At 37.3% G+C, this 13,362-nt stretch carries 12 protein-coding genes and 1 pseudogene; all 13 read left to right on the plus strand.

Going from position 1 to position 13,362, the window contains the following annotated elements:
- A pseudogene (locus tag G7Y42_RS07925) lies at window positions 1-152 on the plus strand (IS5/IS1182 family transposase); the annotation flags it as partial.
- A gap of 54 nt (window positions 153-206) precedes the next feature.
- The gene (locus G7Y42_RS07930) at window positions 207-794 is read left to right on the plus strand and encodes a major tail protein (RefSeq protein ID WP_165005627.1); all 588 of its coding nucleotides are present in this window, start codon (window positions 207-209) and stop codon (window positions 792-794) included.
- A 72-nt stretch (window positions 795-866) separates the two neighbouring features.
- Window positions 867-1,325: an Ig-like domain-containing protein gene (locus G7Y42_RS07935; RefSeq protein WP_165005628.1), complete on the plus strand. Its 459-nt coding sequence runs from the start codon at window positions 867-869 to the stop codon at window positions 1,323-1,325.
- 44 nt (window positions 1,326-1,369) lie between these two features.
- Window positions 1,370-1,681, plus strand: a complete 312-nt coding sequence (locus G7Y42_RS07940; RefSeq protein WP_165005629.1) for a hypothetical protein — start codon at window positions 1,370-1,372, stop codon at window positions 1,679-1,681.
- A gap of 194 nt (window positions 1,682-1,875) precedes the next feature.
- Window positions 1,876-8,394: a phage tail tape measure protein gene (locus tag G7Y42_RS07945; RefSeq protein WP_165005630.1), complete on the plus strand. Its 6,519-nt coding sequence runs from the start codon at window positions 1,876-1,878 to the stop codon at window positions 8,392-8,394.
- 3 nt (window positions 8,395-8,397) lie between these two features.
- Window positions 8,398-9,270, plus strand: a complete 873-nt coding sequence (locus G7Y42_RS07950) for a phage distal tail protein domain-containing protein (protein WP_002342059.1) — start codon at window positions 8,398-8,400, stop codon at window positions 9,268-9,270.
- The gene (locus G7Y42_RS07955) at window positions 9,267-10,316 is read left to right on the plus strand and encodes a hypothetical protein (protein ID WP_165005631.1); all 1,050 of its coding nucleotides are present in this window, start codon (window positions 9,267-9,269) and stop codon (window positions 10,314-10,316) included. The genes G7Y42_RS07950 and G7Y42_RS07955 overlap by 4 nt, the downstream gene beginning before the upstream one ends.
- Before the next feature lie 3 nt (window positions 10,317-10,319).
- Complete coding sequence (locus G7Y42_RS07960) at window positions 10,320-11,144, plus strand: hypothetical protein (RefSeq protein ID WP_165005632.1); 825 nt, start codon at window positions 10,320-10,322, stop codon at window positions 11,142-11,144.
- Between the two features lie 17 nt (window positions 11,145-11,161).
- Window positions 11,162-12,466: a BppU family phage baseplate upper protein gene (locus tag G7Y42_RS14990; protein ID WP_241161935.1), complete on the plus strand. Its 1,305-nt coding sequence runs from the start codon at window positions 11,162-11,164 to the stop codon at window positions 12,464-12,466.
- Between the two features lie 13 nt (window positions 12,467-12,479).
- A complete protein-coding gene (locus G7Y42_RS07975; RefSeq protein WP_165005633.1) occupies window positions 12,480-12,812 on the plus strand; it encodes a hypothetical protein in 333 nt (110 codons plus the stop codon).
- Entirely contained in the window at window positions 12,812-12,925 is a 114-nt protein-coding gene (locus tag G7Y42_RS15145; RefSeq protein ID WP_277424427.1) for a CD1375 family protein, read from the plus strand. Before G7Y42_RS07975 ends, G7Y42_RS15145 begins: the two co-directional genes overlap by 1 nt.
- A gap of 37 nt (window positions 12,926-12,962) precedes the next feature.
- The gene (locus G7Y42_RS15150; RefSeq protein ID WP_277424428.1) at window positions 12,963-13,088 is read left to right on the plus strand and encodes a CD1375 family protein; all 126 of its coding nucleotides are present in this window, start codon (window positions 12,963-12,965) and stop codon (window positions 13,086-13,088) included.
- A 59-nt stretch (window positions 13,089-13,147) separates the two neighbouring features.
- Window positions 13,148-13,354 (plus strand): BhlA/UviB family holin-like peptide, encoded by a 207-nt coding sequence (locus G7Y42_RS07980; RefSeq protein WP_070872800.1) that lies wholly within the window; start codon window positions 13,148-13,150, stop codon window positions 13,352-13,354.
- Window positions 13,355-13,362: the final 8 nt, after the last annotated feature.

The raw sequence follows: 13,362 nt of genomic DNA on the forward strand, positions 1-13,362 counted from the left end.
ACACGATGCTTACGTTTGCTGCCATGAATTTAAAAAAACTAGCCACATGGCTATGGAAAACAAAAAAGCCTATGGCTTTTTATTTCAAATTTCTACAAAGACTACCAAAAAGGAGTTGGCAATTAAGCCACTCCTTTTTGTCTACAGTCTGAAGACACGAAATCATCGTGTCTTTTTTTATTACCCAAAATTAGGAGGAAAATTATATGACTTTAGTAGGATTTAAAAAAATGACAATTGGGGTCTTTGATAGCACAGGTAAGATTCCAGCAGCAAATCTATATGTAATTGAAGGTAAGCAAGATGAAGGTGCGACTGTATCTGCTGAAATCAGTGGATTATCTAAAGAACCATCAAAAGTTTACGGATCAAACATCGCTTACTATGTCTCTCAAAAAGGAACAGGCGATGTTTCAGCAACATTTGGCTTATTAGATTTACCAACAGAAGTAAATGACCAAATTCTTGGTTACAAAACTGATACAAACAAAATCAGCTTCTTGGGAGAAGATACTGAGCCACCATATTGCGCGATCTTAATGGAATCAGAGGATTTGAACGGTGATACAGCAATGCTTGCAATGTTCAAAGGGAAATTCAGTCGAGAGTCTATCAATCTTAACACCACAACAAATGAAGCTTTTGAACCAGAAGCAGAAGAATATGTTTTCTCGGCTATCGCAAACGATGCGGAAGGTGATGCTAAAGGTCAAACGGTCGCAAAATATATCGGTGACGAAGAAGCTTCTATCACTGCTTTGAAAGAGATGGTATTTCCTACGGCGGGGGAGTAACTAGCCCCACTGTCGGAGCAATCACTCCCACTACTGAAGGGGCAACTGTTGAATTAAGTTAGGAGGATAACTATGCCAGATACATTTAAAATTTATAAAAAAGATGGAACAAAAGTGACAGAGGGCGAAAGCCCTCTAACTATTACCGGAATTGCAGCTAATACACAAGTCGCTAAAGGTGATTATCAAGCTACTCGTGTTGTAGGAGGTCAAGAATCTTCAAAAGTAGATATCCCTGCATTCGAAACATTACCTATTTCTGTTACCGGAGTCACATTGGATAAGACAACAGCTGACGTCGAACAAGGAGGGTCAGTGAAGTTGACACCAACTGTAACCCCAGCAAATGCAACAGATAAAACAGGAAGTTGGAGCAGTTCGAATACGGCTGTTGCTACAGTCAGCGGGGGCACTGTTAGCGTAAAAGCAGACGCTGAAGTTGGTGGGACAACAGAAGTTTCATTTACTACAACGGATGGCGGTAAAGTAGCTAAATGCACTGTTACAGTTATTGAAAAAACAGAGGGCTAGTCTTCGGACTAGCTTTTTTATTTGAAAATACGGGAGGAATCTAAATGGCAAAAGTAAGAATCGAATTGAAAAACAAAAAAGGTGAAAAAGTAGTACATGAAAATCTTGACACTACTGGTAAAGACTATCGTAAAGCATTGGAAGCAATTAAAAACTTAAACAACGAAAGTGTAAAAATGTGGGATCAATTAGATATCTATCTTGATTTTGCAGTTGGAGTTTTTAGAGAAAGTAAATTGACATCAGACCAAATATTAGAAGGCTTACCTTCAGAAAAAGTTATTAGCACATTAGATGGTGTACTAGCACAAGTAATGGGCGTTGAAGATAATCCAGATCCAGACGCAAAAAAGTAACGCCTGAAGAAGCAGAAGAAATGTACTTAAATCTATGCAGAGAGCTAGTGAAAGCGGGATGGTCACTATCTGACATAGAAGATAACTCCTTTGAAATGATGATGAAAATTGCATGTACTTCACCTAAGAAAGAAAAGGAAAAAGAAGTTGATCTTAAAGACTTTTTGAAATCTATGTAGAAAGGAGGTAAACATATGGCGAATGGAAAACCCTTAGGCAACATGATTATCAAATTAGATTTAGATAGTTCAGCATTTTCGAGCGGATTGGCAGGAGCAAAAAATGCTGTAAACCATCAAATGAAAGCAATGAAATCACAGATGCAAGTAATGAACTCGTCAGGTAATTCTCTCGGTGCTTTACAGGCAAAATATGAGGGTTTAGGCGGTGTTCTACAAGCAAATGAAAAACTAGTAAAAGAACTAACTAAAGATTATAAAGATAGTTTTGATGCTAATGGTAACGCTACTGCTTCGACTGCTAAATACGCCAATCAATTGAATCAAGCAACAGCTAGATCCGCAAGTTACGAATCTCAAATGAAAACAACTGTCGGGCAAATTGCGCGGATGAAAGTTGAAACTGAAGGGTTCACTGGCAAATTAAAAGCTAATTCTGATGTATTGATTAACTCGGGCAAAAAAATTGAATCATTCGGTAAAGGTATTTCCGGGATGGGTACGGCTCTCAGTGTCGGAGTGACTGCTCCAATTTTAGCAGGCGCAACAGCAGTGACTACTGCAGCTATTTCATGGGAAAGTGCTTTTGCAGGTGTAAAAAAGACAAACGATGAAGTTGTAGACTCGAATGGGAACGTAGTTTACTCCTACAGTGATTTAGAAAAAGGACTTCGTGATTTAGCGACTAAATTGCCAGCGAGCCACCAAGAAATAGCGAACGTTGCTGAAGCAGCAGGTCAATTAGGGATTAAGACAGAAAATGTGGTTAGTTTCACCAAGACGATGGTCGATATGGGCGAATCTACTAATATGTCAGCTGAAACAGCTGCGACTTCTTTGGCTAGATTAGCTAATATTACTAAGTTACCACAAGATAAGTTTAGCAACTTGGGAGCTGCAATCGTTGATTTAGGGAATAATTTTGCAACCACGGAGTCAGAAATTACAGAAATGGCATTACGCTTAGCAGGTGCCGGTAGTCAAATTGGATTGAGTCAAGGCGACATTTTAGGATTATCTGCAGCACTTTCGTCAGTCGGTATCGAGGCTGAAATGGGTGGTTCAGCTATATCTAAAGTTATGGTTAACATGCAAGTAGCTGCAAAAAACGGGCTTGGACAGATGGAAGATTTGTCTGCTAAGACAGGTATGACTCGAAGAGAATTAGAATTAATGTCTTCAAATAATTCCAAAGACTTCAAAGCTTTAGCTGATTCTATAGGTATGACTACCACCGAGATTACCGGTATCATGAAAGCTTCTAGCAACCTTGAAAATTTCGGGAAAATTGCTGGTATGTCAGCACAAGATTTCAAGAAGGCGTTTGAAGAAGATGCAATTGGCGCGATTGGTAAATTCATCGAAGGTTTAGGAAATGCGGAATCTCAAGGAACGTCCGCTATTGAAATGCTGGACGAAATGGGAATCAGTGAGGTTCGATTGCGAGACAGCTTGCTTCGCGCAGGTAACGCAAGTGATTTATTTAAAGATGCTGTTAAACGTTCGAATAAAGCTTTTGGTGATAATGTTGCGCTAACAAATGAAGCAAACAAAAGATATGAAACAACAGAATCAAAACTAAAAATGCTGAAAAATGAAGCTGTTAATGCTGCTATTGATTTAGGAGGTCCATTTGTTGACGCTTTGCGTGATGGCTTAGATGCTTCTAAACCACTAATAAAGAATCTAGGAAACATGGCTAAAGCATTCTCAGACATGAGCGATGATCAGCAAAGGAACATTATTAAATGGGTAGGTTTGGTAGCTGCTGCTGGTCCAGCGTTGAAGCTTTTAGGAACCGGTACCTCTGTCATCGGGAAGGTTACTTCGTCTACAGGAAAATTAACTAAAGGAATTGTTGACTTAGCTGCTAAAGCAGCAGAAAAGAAAGCAATGAACACCTTCGCATCGACTGTGACTGCAGCAGGAACAGCAGCAAGTAGCGCTGCGGGAGCAAGTGGCGTAGGTGCGATGACTACATCATTAGGCTTATTAGGTCCAGCATTACTCGGTGTCGTCGGTGTTGGTGGTGCGCTTGCTCTCGGATATGGTGCATGGAAAACTTTTGGAGAAGAAGCGTGGAATTCCGCTCAACGTACAAAAGAGTGGGGTACGGATGTAGGTAAAGCAACAGATGAAGCTCTCGAAAAAGTTAAAGGTTATGGCGACGGTGCAATTGGTGAATTTGGACTTATAGAACAAGGTCTATCTGATAATACAGGTGCTATGGTCGGTAATTTCGAAAAAATGGGTAAGTCAATTGAAACTGAAATGACTAATCGCATCAAAACGTTAAAGGAACTAGTTAAGGGTCTGCCTAAAGATATTCAAGATGCGGCAGATGATCTAACCGATGACGAAATAGACAAACAAGAAGAATATTTAAAGATAGTCCAAGAAAATAATGACAGAATTACGCAAATAAAAGAAAATGCTTCTAAAAACGGCCGTAAAATTTCTTATGAAGAATCTGTCATCGTCAAAGCGTTGGCTGAAGAATCAGCAACTGCTTATGTAAATTCCTTAGGAAAGAGCAAAGACGAAACTAAAAAGATTTTAGATGCCATGACCGGAAATGTGGACAACGCTACTCAAGATCAAGCGAAAAGCTGGTTAGAATCTTTGGGTAAACAAAGACAAAATTCTAAAATCGAATATTCTAAAATGCAAGAAGACATGAAAAAACATCTTGTTGATGCTGGATATGATCTGAATAGTTCATACGCTAAGCAAATGTTCGACTTGCTTGAGAAGAGTAGCAAATCAGCTACTGAACTAACGGAAGATCAAATGTCGCTAATTCTAGGCAAATATCCAGAACTGGCACAAGAAGTATTTCTTGCTAACGGTCAACTTATTAGTTCTATGGGTGATGCAGGTCAATCAGCGGTTGAGCAAAATAAAAAAATGATGGAAACGTTCGGGGATATGTCTCGAACGGCGGCTAAAACTGCTGAAGAAAATGCTAAAAAAATAGATTTAATATCTACAGAAGCAACCGAAGTCGGTGAATTTTGGAATAATTTAGTATTGGAAAAGAAAACAGGAGAAGTGAAAACCAACGCCCAAGAAGCAATCAATGAGGCAGCTAAATCTGAAGCCGGTTGGAACAAACTAATTTGGGCAAGTAAAAAAGCTAACCTTTCTTCTAATGCCAAATTGATGATTGCAGAGGCGGCAATAGCAAATGGTAAATGGGACAAAATGACCTTTACTGATCAACAAGCGTTGATTGAGTCCAACGTCACTAAAACTATTACGCAAGCTGTTCAAGCAAAAGGCGATTGGGAAAAGCTAACTTTCGATCAGAAAAAAGCTTTACTTTACTCAAATACTCCTGAAATAATGGCAGAAACTTTACTGAACTTAGGTTATTGGGACGAGTATCAACCTGAAATAAAAGAGTTGAATGCTAAAAATTATAATTTTTTGACTATTCTTTCTAAATCAGAAGAGAAACTAGCAAGTTGGAATGGATTACCAACAGATGTGAAAGAAATAGTAGGAGACAATTACGATTTCTTAAATAAAATTTACAGTTCAGAAGAAAATTTTGCTCGATGGAATTCAATTCCTGATTCAGAGAAAAAGCTTCTTGTTGATAACGTGGATTTTTTAACAAAAATCTCAACATCTAAAGAAACTTTGAATCAATGGAATCAGTTGCCAACTGATCAAAAAAACATCTTAGCTAACAATGAAGATCTGTTAAACAAAATATTTGCATCAGAAGAATCTTTCAATGCATGGAAAGCAATTCCTGACCCTGTCAAGCGGATGCTTGGAGATAATGTTGATATTTTAACTAAAGTCAAAGATGGAACTATTAGCATCGAAGACTATAACAAAAATGTACTTCCTCTATTGAAGAAACTATTCGGCGATAATTCAAGCTTAACTGGCGCGGTAGGTGATGCATCAGCTGCTATTGATAACTATAACAAGAATGTATTCCTAAACGATAAAACTGCAGTAGGTCATGATGAGGCTTCACAAGCTGCAAAAGATGCATTTGAAGCATTCAACATCTTCCAAACAAAAATACCAGATAAAATTACTAAAACGGTATCCGCTGACTTTATAGGCCCAACGCTTAACGCCAGAGGAACAAATTTTCACCCTGGCGGCGCAGCAATGGTGAACGACCAAAAAGGTTCGACATACGAAGAGCTTGTAACTTTGCCAAACGGAGAAGCATTCATCCCGAAAGGTCGTAATGTTATTTTAGATCTTCCACGAGGATCAAAAGTGTTGAAAGCCTCCAGGACGAAACAATTAGTTTCTAAATATGCTGATGGTGTAGGAAATATAACCACTATTTCAACTGCGCCGAATTTTGATGCTTTAATCTTAGCTATTAATGAGCTGACGGCAGTATTAAGAAGTCAGCAGCCAGTCAGCAATCAGTCAACAACTGATACAAAGGTTGCGCAACCGATTATTCCTGATGCCTTGTCAGAAAAGTCAGATCAATATCTCGCAATTGGAACAGAGTGGCTGACTAATTTAATGAACGGCTGGAACTCAGTTGTTCCTCAATACATGAACAGCGAAACGCTCTTTATTACGAATTATCTTAACGCCCTAAAATCGCAAAATAATCCTAATTACGTACAGGGGGCAACTTGGAATAAGAATTTGATGAGTGGGTGGAACAGCTTAACAGGCACGTTCATTGTTACAATTAATTCATTTTGCAATCAAGCGATGGTGACGCTTAGAAACTACAACACGCCTATGTACAATAACGGGCGAACTTGGCAACAGAACAGTCTTAACGGTTGGAATTCACTATACGGATCATTTATAGCCCGCGTAAATCAACTCGGCAATGATTCGATTAACAATCTTCGTTCTAAAAATGGCGGATTTTACAATGCAGGCTCATTCCTGCTGCAGTCATTAATCAATGGAATGAATTCAATGGGCAATTCTCTAGCTTCTACAATGAACAGCGTAGCGAATACAATGGTCGGAGGCATGGGCAAAGGTGTTAATGGTGTTATCTCTGGCGTTAACTATGTTCTTAAAGAAGTAGAGTCAAGCAAGAGTATTGGCAACTGGCCAATCCCTCAGTACGCTAAAGGAACCGAAGGGCATCCGGGCGGCCTTGCTATGATTAATGATCAAAAAGGATTCGTGCATGAAGAATATGTTCAGATGCCTGACGGTCGTGGATTTATTGCCAAAGGTCGGGACCTCTTGGTTAACCTACCTAAAGGCGCTCAGGTATTAAATGCTTCCTTAACTAAAAAATTAAAAGAACGATTAAATGTTCCACGATATGAAAATGGTGTCGGAAATTTAGATATCGTTGATTTACTTGATGATGAAAAAAGAATGTTAGAATTCTTAACTAGCAAAGTTGACTTTTCAGGCATTAATGAACCATGGCTTGATATGACTAAATCAGGAACGTCATTAATGTCCAAAGCTGCAAATACAATGCTTCAATCAAAATTAAGTGAATTCTTCACTCATGGCAATTTTGATGGTGCAGTAAATGCCAATGGTGTTTATCAATATTTAGTTGATGTTGCACAGAAAGTAATGGGTAAGTTCCCAGGACTTACAGTAACATCTGGTTATCGAGCAGGAGATGCTTATTATCACGGAAAACGTCAAGCTATTGACTTAGCTTATCCAGGTGTATCAGGAGATCCTAGATATACAGCAGCTGCTAATTATGCTTTCGAGAAATTCCCTTCAAAAATTGCGTATGTCATTACGAATGGGCGTGTACGTGACCGCATGGGGCTATCTGGAACAGGGTCAAGCGGACAATGGACGAACTGGCCAGACGGTGATCACTTTGATCATATCCACCTAAACGGTTCAATGGGCTCAGGGGATATATTCACTGGTGGTGGAGCTGGAGGCGGTGGTGTTGCACGTTGGCGTTCTTATGTGTCTAAAGCATTGAAAATGAATGGGTTGCCAGCTACAGCAGCTTATATAAATGCGTGGATGTCCCAAATCCAAACGGAATCTGGTGGTAATGAGAAAGCAATCGGCGGCAATGATGGACTCGCTGAAGGAAATGCAACAGGATTGCTTCAAACGAAACCCGGAACTTTTGCAGCGAATGCTTTTCCTGGTCACGGAAATATTATGAACGGCTTCGATAATATGTTAGCAGCTATCAATTACGCTAAGAAGCGTTATGGAGTTGCCGGAATGTTGCAAGTTATTGGAAGAGGTCACGGTTATGCCAACGGCGGTTTGATTACTAAAGATGGCCTTTACAGAGCTGGCGAAGGAAATAAACCAGAAATGGTTATTCCATTGACAAGAAAAACAAGAGCTATCGAACTTATGGGTCAAGCATTAGCCTTCCTTTCTGGAAGCAATAAAAAAGAAACGAAAAGTGAGATTAATTCTGTAGATAATAGACATATCCTCCAAGCGATAGAAAAACAGTCTCGTATGACAAATGATCTGCTATCATTATTACTCTCGTTTTTTAAAAGTAACAATCGATCAGATAAAGAACTAGCTTTAGATATTCAGAAAATTTTAATCAGGAGGACATAAAATTTGAGGACAGTAATATTAAGAAATAAATTAAATGAAGAAATTGATTTGTCCACAGAAGATTATTTTGCTACTGAAATGTCGAATCTAGGTTTTGAAGTTACAAAAGAGCATATTGGGCAATGGGGTAGTTTCAGAGAAATAGGAGAGAGTATTGAATTGTCTGAATTTCAATCATCAGTTATGATTTCTGTTCACGGATTTAGAGAACAACAATTATATGGTTCATTAGTTGAATTTCTGGCTAATGGACCTTTTGAACTAGAATTTTCTTTTGATTCAGAAACAATGATCAGGAAATGTAGTTTGAAATCATTATCTAAAACAGAAATTGATTCCCAAAGCTCATTGCTAACAGATACTTTGAATCTATATTTTACTTCAAGCTGGTATTCTATCAAGCGTGAAAAATTAATACAGAATTCAACTTCTCTCAATACACGTGGAAAAGTTTACTCATTTGTTCGACCATATGTCTACACCAAAAATGTATGGGAAAAGAAAGGTGTATTTAAGTTCAGTAATAATTCTGTATATTTGACAAATAGTACAGAGCGAATGTCTCCGTTAAAAATAAGGATTATTGGAGAGTGCTCAAATCCATATTGGGAAGTTATCCAAAACTCTAAAGTAGTAGCTTCAGATGGCTATTTTATTAATATGAAAGACACACAAATATTAGAAGTGTCTAGTTTGCTAGAAGACCAAACGGCAATTTTAAAAGATGTAGGTGGAGTTGAATCTTCTGTTTATCAACAACAAGATTTTACTAAATCAAACTTCGTCCAAGCGCCTCTAGGAGAATTCAGCGTTGTTTTTCATGTTGGACATGCAAATGTAGAGATTGAACTTTATGAGGAGCGTGATCTATTTTGATTTTAGCCATTACCCTCTTTCACCGAGATATGAATTTATATAACGAACGTTTAATTTCGACTGAGTTCGAATTTGGAACGGATGAAATTGGAGAAGAAGTAAGTAATTTTATTACAGATAAATATGTCCATGTAAAATCAGGAGATTTTTTGTTAGCAAAATTTAGTCCTAGCGGGAAGATTGCATATTTTGGAGTGATTAGCTCGCAAGAAGATAAAAAAATAAATTGCAAAGGATTACTCAGTTTGGCCGATAGCGAGATACCGACTGTAAAAATATCAGGTGCCAATTATGAAGAGCATATTCGACGACTGATTGAATACTACTTATTGAACGATCCAACAAAACAACTAAAAAATATTTTGGAGGTAAAAACAGAAAGCGTTACTTCTCATTCTTATCAAGCTGTTGACACAAATAAGAGACGATTGAATGCATATATAATAAATGGGTTCAAAAAATATAATGTTAAATGGTATGTCAAAGAGATTAAAGGTAAAAAAATATATACTGGTATTCGAGCAGTTGATGATTCAATTTATATTAAAGATAATTCATCTGAGTTTAATGACTGGGATGTTTTTGTGCAATCTCCTGGACCAGGGAACGAGAACAAATTATTGATCGTAGATAAAGCAATGAAAGATATAGAAAATCCCTTGGTATTGTCTACGTGGTATTTAGATGACGAAAATAATCTTACGCAAGATTCAACGAATAAGAACATTGCTTTGCCTACGGTTAATTTAGTAAATATATATGATCAAACTCAAGAAGATAGACCTTCTTATGAAGAGGTAGCTAAATCGGAGCTTAAAGGCAACGCCTATTCACATGAAATTAAAGTTAATGTTGTGCTAAATGCTAGAAATATCAATGTAGAAAATATCGAAACAGGAATGTTAGCGACTATTGTTTACAAAGAGCAGACTTACAAATCTGTTCTAACTGCCTGGCGAATATCCAGCAGTAAAAAGAATATAGAATTGACATTTGGTAATGTCCGAAGTCGATTTATGGATTATTTTGAGGATTATGGAGGTTAGAGAATGGTCAGCAATGTAGATGGATATCAATTTGACAACGTGAAGGTTAGTGCAGAAAACGATGCTAGGCTTTATCACATCTTATATAATCGAAAAAATCAAGTTATTGATGGTTACGACCAGTCTATGAATTTATCTTCCAGTGGATTAACAGTAAAAGTTGGTGCAGGAGCAGCTGTTATCCAAGGGCGTATGGTCGTTATTCGACAAGAAGAAAGTATTACTGTTCCGGCAAACTCAAGTGGGTATATATCATTAACAGTTGATTTAACACAAGAAGTTATACCTGGAACTCTTCTTCCAGAATCAGAGGAGTATGAATGGACTAATAATCAAGTCAAGTTGGAATTTATAACAAAAATTGTAGAAGGTAATTTGAACAATGGTGATAAAGTATATAATTTGCCACTATGCTCAGTTACTTCTACAGGATCAACTGTTTCGATTTCAAAAATTACAGATAGTTACGAGCTGATTCTTTCAAAAGGAGAAGTTTTGTGGAGAGGAACTGCGTTAATGCATGATACGCAGACTGTTCAACCTTCTAAACAAATTTGGCAAACAACGTCGGGTTTTTTATTAGTATGGCTTCCCTATGAAAACGGACAAGTGGTTGAAGACAGATATGTAACTACTCCTTTTTACAAAGAACGTATAATCATCACAAATGTTTTAGGGGAAATTGTATCAGGGTTTGATGACTACCATAAAAAGTGGTTCAGCAAACGAATAAACTATAATTCGAATAGCAATGTTTTTACTGGCGCAGCAAGCAATGCAAGTGGAGACAATTCAAAAATGGTTCTTAGATATATAGTTTCTTTTTAGCTAGGAGGTGTTAAAAATTGGCAAATTTAGAAATTAAATTATCCGCAAACAAGAGACAACCTTATGTGCGTCATCGTGTTGTAGGTAGGGTTGGAGACGGAGGACTAACAACAATTAATGTGCAGCTCCTTGAAGCAGATGAAGTCACCCCTTTTGTAATCGATCCGTCGGGAAGTTTAAAATTTATAGCACAAAATTCAATAGGAAAATTTACTGACGGGTTTCCTACAATAGTCGATGCCACTAATGGCTTAATAACTTATACATTTTCTAAAGAAAATTTTAGTGTGAGCAACAAATTTAAAAATGCATATTTCGAATATACTGATTTAAACAATCAAAAAGTGACATTTCAAGATTTTATAGTTGATGTTCTTCCAAGGGCAGATATTTCAGCTGAACAAGCACAATACTACGTTTCGACATTAGAAAAATTATTAGAACAGTTCAATACCAAATTTGAACACTTTTTAGAAGAAAGTTCTCTTGATTATCAAACGCTTTACACAAAATATAATGAACTTGTAGCGCTAATAAATAGTATTGATAAAAATGTGACTGCTTTAGATGAAAAAATTAAAGAAGCAGATCAATATTTTGTAGCAAAAGAAAGTGTCGAAGTTGGTCCGTTGATTTTCAAAAATACAACTGTTACTACTCAAGATTGGAATGACATCACTGAAAGTGGTATTTATTATTGTGCAGCAGCAACTGGAGCCAATATGCCATATACGGGGAAACTTTACGGTTTTTTGACCGTTTACAATGAACTGGCAGTTATTATTCAAAAATATGAATTTCAAGGTGCTATATACATGCGAACCCTCGCTGGGAACCCAGTGTCGTGGGGAAGCTGGAAAAAAATTGCTATTTCGAGTGAAGTGATGAATCTCAACGATCCACAGTCTTCGTTCGGGTTGAAGAATTTTATTGACGGCATTCAAATAAACGGGAAAGATATTAGAACAAAATACAGCACTTCATGGACAAAGCTAGAGATTATTGGGAAAGCGACTAGCAACTATTTTTATGCTAGAAGAGATGGAGACATCATAAATTTTAGTGGACAATTAATGATAGAGCCTATTAATTCCTGGAGCGAGAATGTTATAGGAAATTTAAAATCAGAGTTTCATGTAGCAGTGATTCCCGGTCTAAATAATATTACGTGGGATGCTATTTCAGAAGACGGTAAAACTCACGCATTAGCAAGAATAACAAAAGATGGCAAACTGGCAATTATGCAGACGTATGGGGATACGACTGCTGCTAAAAATTACTGGATTTCGCGTAGCTTTCCAGCTGCAATTTCATATGAGTAGGAGTGATACAATAATGAAAACAATCTGGCAATATAAACGTACTGGTGGAAAGGAACTGCAAGTATCAGATGATTTTCCCATTCAAGTTCCATTCACCGATGTATCGCCAATAGAAGGAATCAAGTTAGAAGATCAGTTCTTTATTCCTTCGGAGAATCGTTGGAAAGAAATTATCAACGGATTAGATCGAGAAAAATTAGATAATCTTGATTCTCTTTTCAGCGTTTTAGAAAAACAAAATTCAGTGTTAGATACTCGAGCAGATAGTCATAGCACACAGATAACTGACGCTCAATTAGCGCTGACAGAAATTTATGAAGAAATGATAGGAGGTACAACAAAATAATGGGTTCTATCTATGCTGAATTAATTATCAAGGGACTGAAAACGATTGAAGATGTTCCTGACAGACATAAAGAAGAAGTTCAAGCAATCTTGTCTCAAACAAATGAAGACTAAGATTGCTTTTTATTTATTACGAAAGGAGGTCAAGATGATGGTAGTAGTATATGCAACTTTGATTATCAAGGGAAAGAAGACAATTGAAGATGTACCAAGTGTAATCGAGCAGCAAGTAAAAGATGTGCTTATTGATATGGAATTGCCAGAATTAGCAGAATAGCAGAAACGAAGCGTACTCAAACGAGTGCGCTTTTTTAATACAAGAAAAGTTGGTGAATCATGGAAAAATTACTAGGATCGTTACTCTCAAACCCCGAACAAATAAGCTTCGCTGTTTTGTTTGTGGGTTTATTTATTTGGGTGATGCAGCAGAACAACGCACGAGAAAAAAGATATCAAAGTACGATTGATAAATTAACAAACGCTTTGGGCGATGTGGAAGCAATCAAAAGTACGGTGGAGAAAATCCACGAAAAATTACAGTAGGAGGAAAG

This window comes from Enterococcus sp. ZJ1622, assembly GCF_011038845.1.
Lineage (GTDB): Bacteria > Bacillota > Bacilli > Lactobacillales > Enterococcaceae > Enterococcus_B.